The organism is Streptomyces sp. NPDC047525 (genome assembly GCF_040643025.1).
Classification (GTDB): Bacteria; Actinomycetota; Actinomycetes; order Streptomycetales; family Streptomycetaceae; genus Streptomyces; species Streptomyces durmitorensis.
Map to the genome: position 1 here is coordinate 65,563 of NZ_JBEYTL010000020.1, position 16,189 is coordinate 81,751.

A 16,189-nucleotide genomic window follows, 5' to 3' on the forward strand; every position below is an offset into this window, starting at 1 on the left:
TATGTGTCTGAACAGGTCACCCACTCGGTGAAGATCGTCATCTTCGGCGCCTTCGGAGTCGGCAAAACCACCTACGTGGAGACGGTCTCGGAGATCGAGGTCCTCAACACCGAGGAGAAGATGACGCAGGCCGGGGAGAGGATCGACAGTCTCGCGGACCTGGAACACAAGTACACCACCACGGTGGCGATGGACTTCGGGCGCCTCACCATCACCCCCGAGATTGTCCTGTACCTGTTCGGTGCCCCCGGCCAGCCCCGCTTCCACGACACAGCACGGGCCCTGTTGAGCGGAGCCATCGCCGGACTGGTTCTGGTCGATACCCGCAATCCCGACCGGGCCGAGGAGAGCTTCCGCTGGCTCAACCTCCTGGACACTGCCGGCCTGCCCTACGTCGTGGCAGTCAACTCCTTCGAGGGATACCGCCAGTACAGCCCGGAACAGATCCGCGATTCTCTGGCCCTGGCTCCGGACATTCCTCTGGTCTTCCTCGACGCACGTCGCCTGGCCTCCGCAAAGTCCGGGCTGATCGCGCTCGTCGAGCACCTGCTGTCCTATCCCGTTCTGGAGCTCACACGATGACCTCTCCCGCTCTGCCCCGTCTTTTCGGTGACGCGTACGCCGCGCAACCCCACGTGGCCATCGACCAACTGCGTTCTCTGGGCCCGGTTGCCTGGGCCGAGATCGACGAGGGTGTCCACGCCCTGGTGGTGACCAGCCACCGCGCCGCACTCGACCTCCTGCACGACACCGCGACGTACAGCAAGGACGCACGCCGGTGGTGGGCGCTGAACAACGGGCATGTCCCGAAGCACAGCCCAGTGCTGGCGCTCATGGGATGGCGCCCGAGCCTGCTGTACGCCGATGGCGCCACCCATCAGCGGCTGCGTGCCGCGATGGACGACTGCCTGGGCCGCATCGACCTTCAGGAACTGGAGGAGATCACCCGCCGGCACGCGGCCACGCTGATCTCCCGGGTCGCGCCGCTCGGCACGGTCGACGTCATGGCCGACTTCGCCGACACGGTGCCGTTGATGGCCTTCGCCGATCTGCTGGGATGCCCGCAGGAGGTCGGAGCCCGGCTCGTCGCAGCCTGCCAGGGGGTCATCAACGCGGGCCCCGGCGCGGGCCTGGCGGCGCAAGACCTCATCGGGTGCCTGGCCGAACTCGTCGGCCTCAAAAGGCACAGGCCCGGCCGGGACATCACCACGTGGATGGTCACTCATCACGCCCAGCTCAGCGACGAGGAGATTCTCAACCAGCTCTTCGTCGTGGTCGGTGCCGGAACGATTCCTACCGCGGCCTGGATCGGACAGAGCGTCCGCCTCCTGCTGAGCGACGAGGAGTACAGCCGCTCCCTGGTGGGCGGCGCCGTCACCGTGAAGCGCGCCATGGAGCAGACCCTGCGTACGCACTCCCCGATGGCGCACTTCTCGGTGCACTTCGCCCGCCACGACACAGTGCTGCACGGCATCCAGATCCCCGCCGGGATACCCATCATGATCAGTCATCAGGCCGCCAACACCGACCCGGCCCTGCCCGCCGAGACGCGCGGCGCCCGTGATCACCTGGCCTGGTCGGCAGGCCCGCACCGCTGCCCCGCGGTCGGACCGGCCACCCGCATCGCCCAGGCCGCCGTGGAGACCATCCTCGACCAGTTGTGGGCCATGCGTCTGACCGATCAGAGTGTTCCCAATCGGCCCGGGCCCTTCCATCAGTGCCCGAGCGCCGTGAGCGCCACGTTCAAGCCCGCCACCGCGGCCGCCCTCACCGCGGCCGCCTCGTCTGGAGGCACCGCGTGACCAGCACTCCGATTCCCCTCGACACAACCGGCCATCACCTGTACGAGCAGGCTGACCAGCTGCGTGCTGCGGCGCCGGCCGTCCGCGTTGAGATGCCCAGCAACCTGGTGGCCTGGTCCGTCACCCGAGGCGACGTCGTCAGAAACCTGCTGACCGACAGGCGGGTGTCCAAGGACGCCCGCCAGAGCTGGCCCGGCTACCAGCCCTTCTCCATACCGTGGCTGGCCGCCTGGGTCGATGTCGTCAGCATGTTCACCAGCGACGGCGCCGACCACAAGCGCCTCAAGGACCTCGTCGGCAAGGCGTTCACCGCGCGGCGGATCGAGGCAATGCGCCCGGCGATCGAGGCGATCGTCACCGGCCTCCTCGACTCCCTGGAGTCCACCACGCCCGGACGCACCGTCGACCTGCGCGCCGCATTCGCCTACCCCGTCCCGACCCAGGTGATCTGCGACCTTTTCGGCGTCCCAGATAGCCAGCGACCCGAGATGTTGCGGGTCATCGACTCGGTCCTGGACAACAGCGCCCCCGACCAGGAGGTAGCCAAGGTCCGCGACGACATGTTCGCCGCTATGCGCACCCTGATCGAGACCAAGAGCACCCATCCTGGCAACGACATGACCAGCATTCTGCTGGCCGCTCACGAGGAGGACGGCGACCGGCTCAGCCAGGACGAGCTGGTCAGCACCCTCATCCTCATGATCGGGGCGGGCTCGGAAACTGCCGTCTCGCTCATCAGCCATGCCGTCGTCGAGATGTTGTCCCATCCTGACCAACTCGCCGCAGTCCTCGCCGAGCCCGGCCGCTGGGACCACGTCACCGAGGAGGTCCTGCGTCTGCACCCACCGATCATGCACCTTCCGCTGCGATTTGCCACCGCGGACATCGACCTCGGCGAGGGCCTGGTGATCGCCGCCGGCGACCTCATCCTGATCGGGTTCGGCGCGCATGGCCGTGACCCACAAGTCAACCCTGACCCTGCCCAGTTCGACATCAACCGCACCGATCGGCAGCACCTCGCCTTTGGGCACGGCATCCACTTCTGCCTCGGAGCTCCGCTCGCCCGGCTTGAAGCAAGAGTGGCCCTGCCCGCCCTCTTCGCCCGCTTTCCGGGGCTACGGATCGCCGCCAACCAGGGCGACCTGCAGCCGCAGTCATCGTTCATCGGCAACGACTACCGCACACTGCCTGTCATTCTCGCCCCGGCCCACCCCACCATGACGGACTGACCAAGAAGACATAGGGATCGCCCAACCCGTGGGGCTGGATCGCCCAGGGCAACGCTTCGTGCAGCCGCTCCAGGTCCAGCCCCACGCCCTCCCGAACAGTCGCCACTTCGACGCGGCATGGGCACCGGAATCGCCATGTGCTGCCAGCCCTCTCCACACCCACCAGAACGCTGTGAACGCCTTCGCTAGCTGTCCCGAAGGACCCGGCGCCTGGCCCTCTGCCCGCTTCCCTGGAGCCCTCGCATGCCCACACACACCAAGAGCCCCAGCTGCTCTATCAGCCTGTTCGACGACCGCGTCCTGGCAGACCCGCATCCGACGTACGCGGCGCTGCGTGCGATGGGACCCGCCGTGTATCTGGAACACCACGGAGTGTGGGCCGTGCCGGGCTACGCCGAGGTGCGGACCGTCCTCAATGACCTCACGTTCAGCTCGGACGGCGGCGGGGCACTCACTTCGCAGGCCGACACCAGGGTCCTCTCCCGTTCGGTGCTCTCCTCCGACGGCGAGGAACCCGCCCGACTGCGTCACGCCCTGGCACGGCATGTCTCCGAGCGGTCGTTGGCTCGTCTCGGGGCAGATTTCTCCTCGCGTGCCGACCAGCTGGTCGCGGAGCACACCGCTAGCGGCTCCTTCGACGCCGTCGCCCTGGCCCGGCAGATGGTGTCCAACACCGTGCTGAGCCTGATGGGACTGCCCGAATCCGCTCAAGCCACTCTGGTCCAGAGCACGTTCGACGTGTTCGGCCCTGTGAACGCCAGCCTTCGGCAGGCGCTCACGGCGGCCGTTGCGATGCACACGGCCGTACACGGGCCGGCCGACCGCGACACTGTCGCCCCGGACTCCCTGACAGGCGCCCTCTACGCCGCAGTCGACCAAAGCAAGCTCCCGCAACCGGAGGCCATCCGGCTGGCCTGCGACTACATCTGCGCGAGCGTGGACACGACCGTCTTCGGGCTGGCCGAGGCGATCCTGCGACTCGCCCAGGACTCCACACAGTGGGCACGGCTGCGCCAGGATCCCACCCGTGCCGAAGCCGCCCTCCATGAGGCCTTGCGTGTCGATGCCCCCATACAGGGGCGGGGCCGGATCGTGACACGCACCACCGACTTGGGCGGCGTACGACTCGAAGCCGGGCAGCATCTGTGGCTGCTGTACGGGTCCACCGGCCGCGACGAACGCGAGTGGGGCGAGACTGCTGACACGTACGACCTGGGCCGTCCGTTCGCCGACCAGCATCTCGCGTTTGGCCTGGGCTCAGACCAGTGCACTGGGATGCCGCTGGCTCTGGCGCTGGCCAGCGCGCTGCTGCGCGCCCTCGCCGCTCGAGGTACGCACCTGACCCTGGCCGGAGACCCGGTCCGTGCCGTCACCCACGCGCTGCGCGGCTATTCCTCGGTCCCGGTTGCCGTCGAGCTCTCCCCACACACCTCGCAGCCCACGCCGACGGGCAGCCCGGTGCGGAGGTCGCGATGATTACCTGCCTGTCCGGGCTCCGGCTGCACGAGGCCGAGCTCGCAGACCTGATCTTCCGCCACCCTGGCGGTCCGCTGGCCGTCGGCCCCGGCTTCGAGATTGTCCTCGTGACCGAGGATCTCGCCCACGAGGCCGTCGCCCTCCTGGACGAAACTTCGCTGTCCGTCCACCCCATCGGCGCGGTAGTAGCGGTCGCCAACCGATGGGCGTTCTTCGTCCCCGACAAGTCGAGCGACCCCGCGTGGCCTGCCCACGCCGAACACCTCACCTGTGGAGGCACGTTCAGTCTCCCCCCTCCCCCCGGAAGAGACCGATCGCCCGACGGCTCCCGGTGGATCCGCCGGCATCTCGGCCGTCGCGTCCTCACCGCCCCCCTGCTGCTGCAGGTGGCCGTGGACGCCGCCAGCAGGCGGACAACCCGCATGTCCTGAACCAGGAGTTACCCGTGCCGCACCACACCACCTCACTCTCAGGCTGGAGCCGCCCGCTATGTCCCTCGCTCTGAAGGTCGCGCTGTTTGACTTGGACGCCACCCTCACCGACCACGCGGCCGCCTTTGACCTGTGGGCCGAAGAGTTCGCCGAGACCACGGGCTTCCCCCTGCAGTGGATCCTTCAGGCGGAAGAGCGTCACGCCGGTGCGCGGCACGAGTTCTTCAAAGAGATCAAGGAAACCTTCGGCGCCCAGACCTCCATCGCCGCTCTGCACGCCACCTACCGGCAGCGATCCGCCGAGATGGTCCCGCACCGGCCGGACGTCTGCGCAGCCCTGGAGGAGCTGGTGGCCGGCGGATGGGCACTGGGTGTGGTGACCAACGGAGCCCCCGATGCGCAGCGGACCAAACTCGAAGTAGCGCGACTGCGCCGCTACTTCGGCTCGGTCGTCATCTCCGGCGAGATCGGCGTACGCAAGCCAGATAGAGCGCTGTTCCAGCTGGCTCTGGACGAGCTCCAAGCCGACGAGGACGCATGGTCGGTCATGGTCGGAGACGGCCTGGCCACAGACATCGAGGGCGGGCTGCGGGCAGGACTGCACACCGTATGGGTCGCCGCCGGGCGTTCGCGGCGCCCCGGTGACCCCACACCCACCCACACCGTGGACAACGTGGTCGAGGCCTGCACGTGGTTGCATGCCAACGCCCCGAACACGGCGCCGGTCACGGAGCTCGCTCTCTAAGAGCGAGCGCCGACAGGCCGGAAAGGGTGGCAGGCCACTCAGCCCTGCTGCCACGCACCTTCCGCTCAGCCGCTCCAACGCCCAGACACGCGCGAGCACGTAAACCGCCACTGCGGGATCGGTCAGGCCCCGAGTGCGTGATCTTCCCCGGTATGCCCGCCGCACGAGCGGCGTCCCGCCCACCGACACATTCACCACGGAGCCCCGCCCCAGCGGCCCGGCGCCCTTCACAGGACGGACCTCATGGCCAGACGTATCGAAGACCACGCGTTCATCGGCGATTTACAGACGGCCGCCCTGGTCCGCCGGGACGGAACGATCAACTGGCTATGCCTGCCCCGATTCGACTCGGCTGCCATCTTCGCCGGACTCCTTGGCACCAACGACAACGGCGGCTGGCGCATCGGCCCGGCACCTCTGGCAGGCCAAGAATCCCCACCCGCCACCCGACGCAGCTACCGCGGCGACTCGCTCGTCCTGGAGTCGCAGTGGGACACCCCCACAGGCACCCTCAAGATCACCGATCTCATGCCACCACGCGAAGGTCCACCGCGTCTGATCCGGATCGTCGAAGCGCTCACCGGAACCGTCGAGGTGGCCTCCGAACTGTGCGTGCGCTTCGGCTACGGCAAGGTCGTCCCCTGGGTGAGCCAGGTAGAAGGCCGGATGTGCGCTCTCGCCGGGCCCGATGCAGTGTGGCTCGACACGGACGGGGACACCCGCGGTGAACAGCCCGCCACAGAAATGCAGTTCACCCTTGAGGCGGGCGAGCGGCTCGCCTTCACACTGAGCTGGCAGCCCTCACACGCCGGTCCACCGGAGCAGCCTGACGCGAACGAGGCCCTGGAAACCACCGAGAAATTCTGGGCCGCCTGGGTGTCCCAGTGCACCTATGCCGGGGAGCATCGCGAGGCCGTGGTCCGCTCGCTGATCACTCTCAAAGCGCTGACGTACGCCCCCACCGGGGGGATCATCGCCGCGCCGACGACATCGCTGCCCGAGGACATCGGCGGAGTCCGCAACTGGGACTACCGGTACGTCTGGCTACGCGACGCCGCGATCGCCATGTCCTGCCTGCTCAGCACCGGCTACCGCGACGAGGCCCGAGCCTGGCGCTCCTGGCTGCTGCGCGCGGTCGCCGGCGACCCGGAGAACCTCCAGATCATGTACGGCGTCGCCGGGGAGCGTGAGCTCCCGGAAAGCGAGCTGGGATGGCTCACCGGGTACCAGGAGTCGCTTCCCGTCCGCGTCGGCAACGCCGCAGCCCAACAGCGGCAACTGGATGTGTACGGCGAGGTAGTCGAGGCGCTGTACCTGGCGGCCCACGTCGGTCTCGAGCTGGACGAACCCAGCAACCATCTGCTGGGCAACCTTGTGGAAGCGGTGCGGGTCCACTGGGAGCTGCCCGACGACGGGATCTGGGAAGTGCGCGGCCCCCAGGCCCACTTCGTCCATTCCAAGGTCATGGCTTGGGTGGCGGTCGACCGCGCCATCAAGCTGGTCGAAGGGGGACACGCCCAGGGCCCGCTGGAGCTGTGGCGCGAGCTGCGGGACGCGATACACCAGACCGTGTGCGAAAGGGGATTCGATCCCGAGCGCAATACCTTCACCCAGTCCTACGGCTCTACCGAACTGGATGCCGCCCTGCTACTGATCCCGCAAGTGGGCTTCTTGCGGGTCGACGACCCGAGGACCGTCGGCACGGTCGAGGCCATCCAGCGCCACCTCTCCACCTCGGACGGATTGGTGCTGCGCTACCCGACCGAGGGGACGCGGGAAGGGATGGACGGCCTGCCCGGGGACGAAGGCGCCTTCCTTGTCTGCTCATTCTGGCTCGTCGAGGACCTTGCACTGATCGGCCGTCTCGGAGAGGCGCGGACCCTGTTCGACCGGCTCCTCACCAAGAGCAACGACGTCGGTCTACTTGCCGAGGAGTGGGACCCGCGGCTGCAGCAGCAAGTCGGCAACTATCCCCAGGCCTTCTCGGCCTGCGGCGTTGTGAGCGCCGCGCTCGCCCTCGAACGCGGCGCCAGGCGACAGCCGAGCGGCATCGAAGGAGGACTGCGTTGATCACCCGTCTCCTGGAGGCCGTGTACCAGGTACTCATCCTGACACCGGACCCCCTGTCGCCGACCCCCCTCCCCCACGATCAGCAGACCGCCACCTTCCGCACCGATGGCCGCGTGATGGTCCCCGAGCGGTGGGCCACCCCGCGCCGGGAAGCGCCGGCAGGTGATCTGACATGACACAGCTCTTGGACATCCCGCCCAGGGCACAACACCCGCACCGCTCTCTCATGGGCCAACCAGGCTGGCCCGACAACTACCGCTAATAGAGGCTCTTTCGCCACCACTGGCTAAGCACAGAAGCCACCTGTCACCACCGTGGCCACCCCTAGTTCGCGCACCGTCGGCGATCTTGGAATGCCACGGGCCACACCCAACCCCCATCTGGAGACGCATCCATGCCAAGCCCCACAGCCATAGCCACGAGCACGCCGAGACATCCGGAGCAGCTGTCCAAGTTCGACCCGCCTCTCGATCTTCCGGTCATCAAGAAGCGTCGTCGACTCACCGGCGATGAGTACGAGGAGTTCAGGACGAAGGTCCTGAAGGCCTACATGGAACGCCGAGCCAGCATCAACGACATCTGCGTCGCGACGACTCGATCCTATGGAGCAATCCACAAACTGCTGGTGCGAAGCGGGGGCGAGATGCGGCCGCCGGGAGGGGCTCGAGTAACGGTGAAGAGGTAGGAGAGTCTGCCTGCCTCTGCCGTCGACGGGCGGCAGCCCCCGCGCCCCTGCGCCCACCCGCACCACCTGCGGATTGCCTTCGTGCCGACCAACTCGGCATCGGCTTGGGCCCCTACTGGTCGAGCCAAGAACACCGTCAATACCGCGGCCCTCCGAGGCGCCGTGCGCCGGGCGAACGATTGAGACCCCAGCGCGCGCCGGACCTCCCCCGTCACGGTTCCTCGATGTACCGGAGACACCACCCTTGACCACGGCGAATCCGACCGACTCACTGATTTCACCCGCCGCCCCGGCACCACAGAGACCCCGCCGTGCATCCACGGCGTCAGTGCGGAAGGACCTGCGGCTCTACCACGTGACCCAGGTCGTTCAGACGATCGGCGGTGCGGTTTCGGGCGTGGCCGTCCCCATGGCGGCGCTGATCTATCTGACGCCCTCGATCATGCAGATGAGCCTCCTGATCGCGGCCCGAACAGCGCCCCTGACAGTGACGACTCTCCTCTCGGGCGTCTTGGTTGACCGCTGCCGAAGGCGACCTTTGCTCCTGTGGAGCAAGGCCACATCTGCGATCCTCCTGGCCTCCATTCCGCTGGCGGCGATCACCGGCGTCCTCTCCATGCCACTTCTCATCGTGGTCACGTTCCTGGTAGCCGCCGTCAACGACGTTTCCTCCACCGCCTTCGTCAGCTACCTGCCCTCTCTTGCCGGGGACCGATTCACCTCAGCGAACACTCATGTCTGGGCGCTGTGGTGTGGCGCCGAGGCGCTGGGCCGGAACCTCGCGGGCGTTCTGATCAGTCTCTTGGGAGCTGGGCTTGCGCTCCTCTCTGAGGTCGTCAGCTGCCTGATCGGCGCTACGTGCCTGGCACGGATGCGGACTCCAGAAGAGTCGCCGCCACCGCGCGGCGCCAGTATGTGGAACGAGATCCGCTCGGGCCTGACATACACGCGTAGTGAGCCGGTTGTATGGGCGCTGCTGCGCTGCTCCACCGCGAAGAATATGGCGCTGGCGGCCTGGGACACCCTCCTGCTGATCTTCCTGGTCCAGCAGCAGAATTGGTCTCCCCTCACGGTGGGGGTGGTGCTGGGGTGCATGGGCGGTGGGGCCATTGGCGCGCTGCTCGCCCCCCGATACAGGAACCGGTGGGGGGCAGGCCCACTCATGTTGGGCGCCCTTGGCGCGATTCCGCTGGCCATGGCCCCTGTTCTGCTGGTGGGCCAGGGCTCGGCCTGGCCCTTTGTGACCGGAGCAGCTGTCGCGGTGTGGTCCGCCTGCTCGACCGCTGTCGGCTCCACGGAGAGGGAAGCCAGGCAGAGTCTTTGCAGTCCGGAGTACCAGGGCCGTCAACAGTCCGTGAGCACTTGGATCTCTGTGGCCCCGTGTGCGTTCAGCGCGCTCGCGGCCGGCCAACTCGCCGAATTGATAGGCCTGCGACCTGCCATGCTCCTGGTCGCGATTGCATCCGCGGTCGGTTTCATGGTGCTGGCTCGCTCCCCTGCCCGACACCTGCGCCACCTGCCATCCAGCCCTCCAGGCGTGGTGGACGCAGTTCGCTGCCCCAGCGCCCCCGCTGTGCCGGGCTATTCCTCGCACCATCCCTCGGCGCCGCAGCGAGGCCGGTCATGAGCCACTTCGACATCACGGCACACAGCCACACCTCGGCAGCGGCCGATTCCGCCCCCGACCTTTGGCAGCAGTACGCGCAGGGTAATCCGCCGCCAGACAACGGCCGTATGGAATGGGCGTGTTACCCCGGATCCGGTCCTGGCACTGAGCTCCTGGGCCCGGTGCGCGGTTGCCGCGTCATCGAGGTCGGCTCGGGATTCGGACGCAATCTCGCCCACATCGCGCGGCGCGGCGCCGCCTCCTGCACCGGGATTGACGCGTCCGTATCCATGACAGAACGCGCCATCCAGCTCAACGCGCTACTGCCCAACCTCCACTACGTACACGGCGACGCCAGCACCCACCTGCGCCAGAACCTGGCTGGCGCGGACCTGGTCTATAGCGTCTATGGTGCCGTCGATTTCACGGCTCCCGACGTCCTGCTGCCTGCCATTCGCTTGGGACTTGCCGAAATGGGGCGGCTCGTACTTGCCACCTTGCAGTTCGACCAGCACGGTCAGCCACCGGACACTGAGGTGCGGCCCCGCACCATGCTGGTGCCACTCGGCCGGACCGGACGTCAGGCCGAGCTCCAGCGCTGGGTTCTCGACGAATCCGTGTGGCGCCGGCTCCTGGACCGGCACGGATTCACCGTGACCTCCAGCCGCCTCATCGGGCCTCCCGACGCTCAGGGGCTCACAGAATCCTGCCTGGTCATGACCGCACTGAAGGTGCTATCTCGATGATTTCCGATACAGCGGTGGACGGGTCAGCGCACACGTCAGCCGGATCCGGTCTCCTCCTAGCAGCGCGTCTGAACCACCAGCAGCTCAGTCTGCTCATTGTGCTGACCCCTTGTCCGTAACGCCGATCCGACCCAAGGAGCCCGTGATGCCTCCCGACCCCGAACATGAGCGCGCCAAGATCCTGCTACCGGCCATGGCCCGCGCCCTGGGGCGCATCCGATACCTCGCCGAAAGGGACCCCGTCATCACCGACGTGCTCGACACGATGGACCGGGCCATCGCGGAAAGCATCTCCATCCCCGTAGACCGAGTTCCGGAGGCGACCAGCACCGCCAAGTCCCCGACCGAGAGCGAGCGCGCCGTGGACGCACTTTTGTCACGGGCGTTGCTGGTACGGCCGGAAGACCTGACGGCTGGGCTGCGCGAATATCCCGACACGAGCGACCGAAGGGACGGCGTGGTGAACCCCGCTGTGACCACCATTGTCGTGTCCAGCGACGGCGCTGAACGGAGCGGAGCGCCGTACCAGATGCGCCCGCTGACCACCGACGCCGACTGGACGGCAGCCGGGGCGCTCATCACAGACCGCACCATCGCCCTCCGGCTGCGAGGCATCGAAGCGCGCGCCTTCTACATGGCCGCGCTCCAGGACCGCAACTCCCCTCGCACGGTGATCGGCCTGGTCGAGGACGAGCAGCTGCGTGCCTGCCTGATTTTGGAGCAGAGTGTCCTGCAGCCTGGTGACGAGTCGGCCCTCGACATCACACACGTCTGCATCGCGCCCTTGCCGGCGTCCGACCGCGTAGGGCATTTGCTCACGTTGTGGGCCGCCGACTACGCCGCACGCAGCGGCGCCATGACCGTCCGCGCGTCCATACCCGCGATCGACGATGCCAGCGTTGAGAGGTTGCTCGCCCATGCGACCGGCCTCGGCTGGATCAACGTCGGCAAGGGGGTCGACAAGGACGGGAACCGGGTCATCCGGCTGCGGCTGGGTGCACAGGCATACAACGGACTGTCCGCGATGGTGCGCTGCACCGTTCCCCGCCAGGGGTTGGAGGGGGAGGCGCGGGAACTGTGCTGACCGAAGCCGAAACCGAGAGCGGCCGGGGCTTCACGCTGCCGCCGCCCACCCGCCTGTCTCCGCGTCAACAGCGCCCCCTCTACGCCCCTCCGCGTCCTGCGCCGGACCTGGCCACCCTCCAGTCGGAGCGCGCCATCATCAACCGTGCCGCTACCCGTTCTGCCAGCCCTGGTCCCGCACGCGTGCTGCTGTACGCACTGACCGGGCCCGACCGAGGGCCGGGAGACGACCTGGCCGCCGCCCGAGGGTATGCCGCCGCACACGAACTGACCCTCGTCGAGCCGCCGATCGTCGACACCCTTGACCCGGTCGACGTCCGCCGCGGTGTCGAGGCTCCGTTGCAGCGTGCTGGCTACACCCGCGCGCTGCGGACCATCGCCAGCAGCAAGAACGTGCACGGTCTGATCGCGGTGAGTTACCCGGCGATCTCCCCGGACCCGCATCTGTACGACGCCCAGCTGCTCTGGTTTCAGGCCCACACGTCAGGCCTGTGGCTCGTGCGATCCGAGAACACCATCTGACGCCCCTGCTCGGAGCCCTAACTCATGAGGAGGCCCTATGCCCATCGTGCACGCCATGCAGCCCGCATTCGGCCGTCTCTCAACCGTACGTCCATCGCTGACCAGTTCCGCGGTACTCCTCCACCGGGATCGGCTCCATGCCCGCTCGCATGCGCTCGCGATACAGCACTCCGGCCAGGTGATCGACCTCATGGTGAATGAGCCGGGACAGGCCGTGGGTGAACCGGGACAGGTGCATGGAGCCGTCCAGGGCGCTGTGTTCGACGACGATGCTCAGCGGGCGGGGCACGAGGCCTCGTACGTCGAAGTAGCTGAGGCAGCCCTCGTACTGCTCGTCCTCTTCTGCGGCGAACTCGGCAACGGCAGCGTTCAGCAGCACGATCGGGTCCGCGCCGGCATCCGGCGGGATCACGACGGCGGCGGATCGGTCGATGCCAAGCTGGGGAGCGGCGATGCCCATGCCCTTCCCGAACGTGTGGAGTTGACGCACGCGGGCGACCGCGTCCATGAGTGCGCTGACGACCTGCTTGGCCTCATCGGCCTCGCCGGGAAGGTCGAAGGGGCGTGCGGGGCGGGCCAGGATGGGATCACCGTCCTGGATGATCCCGGCGTTGGCCATGGCTTGGCTCGCGGACAGGGTGCTCACGGGGTCGTTCTCTTTCTCGTCGACTGCGTTCTTCAGACGCCATTCAAGGCGGAAACGGGCGTGCAGGGGCGGGTCGAGCGTTGTCCAGGAGAAGACGCTCTGCTCTCCTCGCTCGGTGCGCCGCGGCCGCGTGCGCAGCGGCGCGACGTCGGCGCTCATGGACGTTTCGGTTCCCCAGACGGACGGTTCGAGGTCACGGGGGAAGGCAAGTTCCACTGCCAGACGTCGGGTGGGGAGCCTCACCGCTCGCTGGAACCACGGGCCCCATTTCTCCGCGCCAACGGAGTACGAGTAGGCGATCTCCGCCTCCTGTCCGGGGTAGAGGGGGAAGCGGCTTTTTGGGTTCTGGAACTGCAGCCAGACTTCCTTGAACGCGTCCCGGTCGTGCTTGACGGTCCAGGCCATCGGCTCGTCTCCGCAGTGCGCCGTCAGCTGGAGCTCCTCCCAGGTCAGCGGGTTGCGGCGGTAGAGGGCGTTGGACCGTTCAGGCTCGGACGGATATCGATCGACGGCGATGCGCACGAGGTAGCGGGTCACGGGGTCGGTGCCGTTGTTGCGCAGGAGTCGGCGCATGCTCAGGTGGAAGCGGCCTTCGTCGTAGTGGAGCGCTGCTTCGTCCTCCAGGACCAGCAGTCCGGAGCCGGATGGCGGCTCGCTCAACTCTGGAGCCTGCGGGGACGCGTCGGTGCGTTGCCACGCCCGCCACAGGGCTCCACCGGCGTCGAGTGCTGCCTCGACGCGGCGCGCGAGCTGGAGGCTGCCGTGTTCGCGTCCGGCCTCAAGGTGGCTCACGTACGAGGGGTCGATGTTGAGGCGCCGTGCGAGACCTGCCTTCGACAGGCCCCGCACGTTGCGCCAGTGCGTGAGTTCCGCAGCGAAGGTCGCCCGTTCCTCGCTCCTCAAAGTGACTGTCCTCTCCGGGAGTTGCTGAAGATCGTGAGTGAGCGCCCCTCACGGTCGCCTCATCCTGCCCGGCTGGAGCCCAATGGTGCTAGGCGGCGGCCTCGGCCATGCTCTCGGGCGCCGTGCCCGCCGCCCTCCACGGACCTGCCCGCCACTTCCGAAGGAGCGGCACGGTGAACACCAACACCACTGCCCGCCCCACGGTCGCAGACCAGGGCGAAGAGCCGGCGGCCAGCCGACCGGTCGGCGCCTCCGTACGAGATGCGACCGCTGAGCAGCGACGCCGACCGCATGGCGGCCGCCGCCCTCGTAAAGGGCCGTGCCCGCTGGCTTGCCGAGACTTGCCCCCGACTCACGAAGGAAGATCATGGATCTCAGTGCCGTTCAGATGCCGCCCGGGGCCTTCACCATCGGCAAGAAGTTCGGATTCGAGGCCGGCCACCGCCTTCTCGGGCTGGCGCCCGAGCACAAGTGCGCCCGCCAGCACGGCCACAGCTACGAGGTCGAGGTCCAACTGACCGCTCCCACCCTGGAGGCGCCCGGCTTCGTGACGGACTTCGGCGCGCTCGCCCCGTTCAAGGAGTTCCTGGCCCACGAGCTGGACCACCGCAACCTGCACGAGATCCTCCCCTTCGAGCCGACCTCCGAGAGCCTGGCCCAGTTCCTGGCCGGCTGGTTCATCCAGAACCTCCAGCCCGAGATCCCCGGCCGTCTGGTCGCCGTCCTCGTACGCGAGTCGGCGAGCAGCTGGGCCCGCTTCGATGTGGAGGAGCGATGACCACCTCCGAGCCGATCGACATCGACCCGGCGGCAAACGACACCGCACTCCGCCTGATCGTCGCGGAGTGCTTCGGCGTCGATGTGCCGACCTTCCAGGGAGAGGGCCCGAGCTGCGGACACCCCGCCCTGTTCATCCGCGTGAGCCGGTGCAACCTCAGCTGCGCCAAGTGCGACACGAAGTACACGTGGGACTGGTCCCAGTTCGACCCGCAGAGGGAGTCGACGAAGCGGAAGGCGGAGGACCTCTTGGCCTGGGCCACGTCCTCGTCGGTGGAGCTGGTCGTGATCACCGGTGGGGAGCCGCTGCTCCAGCAGGTTGGCCTGGTACCACTCGTCCATGGACTGCTGGCCGCCGGGAAGCGGGTGGAGTTCGAGACGAACGGCACCATCGCGCCGGTGCCCGAGCTGGTAGTCGACGGGGTCCGCTTCAACGTGTCGCCCAAGATCGCCAGTTTCGGCATGGACGAGGCCAAGAGCGTGGTGCCCGCCGCGCTGGAGGCGTTCGCAGGGTCCGGGCGGGCGGCGTTCAAGTTCGTCGCCTCCTCGGTGTCCGACCTCGACCGCATCGCCGAGCTCGCCGACGCACACAACCTCGCGCCAGTGTGGGTGATGCCCGAGGGCACCACCGCGGACGCGATCACCGCCACGACCCGGGTCATCGCGGACGCGGTCGCAGCCCGGCACTGGCACTTCACTACCCGGCTGCACGTGCTCGCTTTCGCGGACGCGCGAGGCCGCTGACCTCCCGAACCGCCCCTTCGTTCCCCAGCCCCCGGAAGCGAGAGAAGCCCATGACGACCTCCGTCACCAGCCCTGAGAGGGCCCTGAGTGCCGCCGTACCCACACCCGCCCGGTCCGCGCCGGGCATCGACACCGACCGCGTCGCCAGCCTGATCGCCCAACTCCTGGTCGAGCTGGGCGAGGACCCCGCCCGGGACGGGCTGATCGGCACCCCTAGCCGCGTCGCGGCCTGGTGGAAGGCGTTCCTGTCCCCCGACGGCGCCGCCGTGGACACCTGCTTCACCGAATCCCAGCTGAGCGACCAGCTGGTCATTGTGGGCGGCATGACCGTCTGGTCGCTGTGTGAGCACCACATGCTGCCCGTGAGCCTGGAGGTCACCGCCGGATACGTACCCGACGGTGAGGTGCTGGGCTTGTCCAAGTTCGGGCGGATCGCGCAGCGTTTCGCTGGTCGGCTCCAGGTCCAGGAACGCTTCACCCGCCAGGTCTTCGAACACCTCATCGGCGTGATCGGGCGCGAGGACGTCACCGTCCGCGTACGCGGTACGCACCTGTGCATGAGCATGCGAGGCGTGCGGATGGATGCGGCCCGCACCACCACACTCCGGGCCGGCGGCCAGTTCCGAAGCGACCCGGTGCTCTCCCAACAGTTCCTTACCCTCGCCGCCGCCCAGTGACGCACTCCCAGGTCCCAGCCAGCGATCCGACCGACAAGGAGGTTGAG

General features: G+C 67.9%; 17 protein-coding genes. 16 read left to right on the plus strand and 1 reads right to left on the minus strand.

What is annotated here, in order from left to right:
* Nucleotides 1–3 precede the first annotated feature (3 nt).
* From ABZ833_RS38575 to ABZ833_RS38635, 13 genes are all read left to right on the plus strand, one after another.
* Nucleotides 4–582 carry an ATP/GTP-binding protein gene (locus tag ABZ833_RS38575; RefSeq protein ID WP_361057343.1) on the plus strand — a complete coding sequence of 193 codons (579 nt, stop codon included), beginning with the start codon at nucleotides 4–6 and terminating at the stop codon, nucleotides 580–582.
* Entirely contained in the window at nucleotides 579–1,802 is a 1,224-nt protein-coding gene (locus ABZ833_RS38580; RefSeq protein ID WP_361057346.1) for a cytochrome P450, read from the plus strand. Before ABZ833_RS38575 ends, ABZ833_RS38580 begins: the two co-directional genes overlap by 4 nt.
* Complete coding sequence (locus tag ABZ833_RS38585) at nucleotides 1,799–3,031, plus strand: cytochrome P450 (RefSeq protein ID WP_361057349.1); 1,233 nt, start codon at nucleotides 1,799–1,801, stop codon at nucleotides 3,029–3,031. The genes ABZ833_RS38580 and ABZ833_RS38585 overlap by 4 nt, the downstream gene beginning before the upstream one ends.
* Nucleotides 3,032–3,274: 243 nt before the next feature.
* Nucleotides 3,275–4,507 (plus strand): cytochrome P450, encoded by a 1,233-nt coding sequence (locus ABZ833_RS38590; protein WP_361057352.1) that lies wholly within the window; start codon nucleotides 3,275–3,277, stop codon nucleotides 4,505–4,507.
* Entirely contained in the window at nucleotides 4,504–4,938 is a 435-nt protein-coding gene (locus ABZ833_RS38595; protein ID WP_361057355.1) for a hypothetical protein, read from the plus strand. Before ABZ833_RS38590 ends, ABZ833_RS38595 begins: the two co-directional genes overlap by 4 nt.
* A 58-nt stretch (nucleotides 4,939–4,996) precedes the next feature.
* Complete coding sequence (locus ABZ833_RS38600; protein ID WP_361057358.1) at nucleotides 4,997–5,683, plus strand: HAD-IA family hydrolase; 687 nt, start codon at nucleotides 4,997–4,999, stop codon at nucleotides 5,681–5,683.
* Between the two features lie 243 nt (nucleotides 5,684–5,926).
* Nucleotides 5,927–7,753, plus strand: coding sequence for a glycoside hydrolase family 15 protein (locus ABZ833_RS38605; protein ID WP_361057361.1), 1,827 nt, complete (start codon nucleotides 5,927–5,929; stop codon nucleotides 7,751–7,753).
* On the plus strand, nucleotides 7,750–7,929 hold the full coding sequence (locus ABZ833_RS38610; RefSeq protein WP_361057364.1) for a hypothetical protein: 180 nt from the start codon (nucleotides 7,750–7,752) through the stop codon (nucleotides 7,927–7,929). Before ABZ833_RS38605 ends, ABZ833_RS38610 begins: the two co-directional genes overlap by 4 nt.
* A 218-nt stretch (nucleotides 7,930–8,147) precedes the next feature.
* Nucleotides 8,148–8,438 carry a helix-turn-helix domain-containing protein gene (locus tag ABZ833_RS38615; RefSeq protein WP_361057367.1) on the plus strand — a complete coding sequence of 97 codons (291 nt, stop codon included), beginning with the start codon at nucleotides 8,148–8,150 and terminating at the stop codon, nucleotides 8,436–8,438.
* A 328-nt stretch (nucleotides 8,439–8,766) separates the two neighbouring features.
* A complete protein-coding gene (locus ABZ833_RS38620; RefSeq protein WP_361057370.1) occupies nucleotides 8,767–10,065 on the plus strand; it encodes an MFS transporter in 1,299 nt (432 codons plus the stop codon).
* A complete protein-coding gene (locus ABZ833_RS38625; protein WP_361057373.1) occupies nucleotides 10,062–10,790 on the plus strand; it encodes a class I SAM-dependent methyltransferase in 729 nt (242 codons plus the stop codon). The genes ABZ833_RS38620 and ABZ833_RS38625 overlap by 4 nt, the downstream gene beginning before the upstream one ends.
* A gap of 145 nt (nucleotides 10,791–10,935) precedes the next feature.
* Entirely contained in the window at nucleotides 10,936–11,874 is a 939-nt protein-coding gene (locus tag ABZ833_RS38630) for a hypothetical protein (protein WP_361057376.1), read from the plus strand.
* Entirely contained in the window at nucleotides 11,868–12,395 is a 528-nt protein-coding gene (locus ABZ833_RS38635; protein ID WP_361057379.1) for a hypothetical protein, read from the plus strand. The genes ABZ833_RS38630 and ABZ833_RS38635 overlap by 7 nt, the downstream gene beginning before the upstream one ends.
* A 79-nt stretch (nucleotides 12,396–12,474) precedes the next feature.
* Here ABZ833_RS38635 and ABZ833_RS38640 read toward each other — a convergent pair whose 3' ends face one another.
* On the minus strand, nucleotides 12,475–13,944 hold the full coding sequence (locus ABZ833_RS38640; RefSeq protein ID WP_361057382.1) for a peptide deformylase: 1,470 nt from the start codon (nucleotides 13,942–13,944) through the stop codon (nucleotides 12,475–12,477).
* A 367-nt stretch (nucleotides 13,945–14,311) separates the two neighbouring features.
* On the opposite strand from ABZ833_RS38640, the gene ABZ833_RS38645 reads away from it, so the two are divergent.
* The 3 genes from ABZ833_RS38645 to ABZ833_RS38655 are packed head-to-tail and all read left to right on the plus strand — an operon-like array spanning nucleotide 14,312 to nucleotide 16,142.
* Nucleotides 14,312–14,722, plus strand: coding sequence for a 6-carboxytetrahydropterin synthase (locus ABZ833_RS38645; RefSeq protein ID WP_361057385.1), 411 nt, complete (start codon nucleotides 14,312–14,314; stop codon nucleotides 14,720–14,722).
* The gene (locus tag ABZ833_RS38650; RefSeq protein ID WP_361057388.1) at nucleotides 14,719–15,465 is read left to right on the plus strand and encodes a 7-carboxy-7-deazaguanine synthase QueE; all 747 of its coding nucleotides are present in this window, start codon (nucleotides 14,719–14,721) and stop codon (nucleotides 15,463–15,465) included. Before ABZ833_RS38645 ends, ABZ833_RS38650 begins: the two co-directional genes overlap by 4 nt.
* 50 nt (nucleotides 15,466–15,515) lie before the next feature.
* Nucleotides 15,516–16,142, plus strand: coding sequence for a GTP cyclohydrolase I (locus tag ABZ833_RS38655; protein ID WP_361057391.1), 627 nt, complete (start codon nucleotides 15,516–15,518; stop codon nucleotides 16,140–16,142).
* Nucleotides 16,143–16,189 lie beyond the last annotated feature (47 nt).

Coding starts and splice junctions, on each gene's coding strand:
- ABZ833_RS38580 (WP_361057346.1), top strand. CDS start 579: ATGACCTCTCCCGCTCTGCCCCGTCTTTTCGGTGACGCGTACGCCGCG.
- ABZ833_RS38590 (WP_361057352.1), top strand. CDS start 3,275: ATGCCCACACACACCAAGAGCCCCAGCTGCTCTATCAGCCTGTTCGAC.
- ABZ833_RS38595 (WP_361057355.1), top strand. CDS start 4,504: ATGATTACCTGCCTGTCCGGGCTCCGGCTGCACGAGGCCGAGCTCGCA.
- ABZ833_RS38600 (WP_361057358.1), top strand. CDS start 4,997: ATGTCCCTCGCTCTGAAGGTCGCGCTGTTTGACTTGGACGCCACCCTC.
- ABZ833_RS38605 (WP_361057361.1), top strand. CDS start 5,927: ATGGCCAGACGTATCGAAGACCACGCGTTCATCGGCGATTTACAGACG.
- ABZ833_RS38615 (WP_361057367.1), top strand. CDS start 8,148: ATGCCAAGCCCCACAGCCATAGCCACGAGCACGCCGAGACATCCGGAG.
- ABZ833_RS38625 (WP_361057373.1), top strand. CDS start 10,062: ATGAGCCACTTCGACATCACGGCACACAGCCACACCTCGGCAGCGGCC.
- ABZ833_RS38630 (WP_361057376.1), top strand. CDS start 10,936: ATGCCTCCCGACCCCGAACATGAGCGCGCCAAGATCCTGCTACCGGCC.
- ABZ833_RS38645 (WP_361057385.1), top strand. CDS start 14,312: ATGGATCTCAGTGCCGTTCAGATGCCGCCCGGGGCCTTCACCATCGGC.
- ABZ833_RS38650 (WP_361057388.1), top strand. CDS start 14,719: ATGACCACCTCCGAGCCGATCGACATCGACCCGGCGGCAAACGACACC.
- ABZ833_RS38655 (WP_361057391.1), top strand. CDS start 15,516: ATGACGACCTCCGTCACCAGCCCTGAGAGGGCCCTGAGTGCCGCCGTA.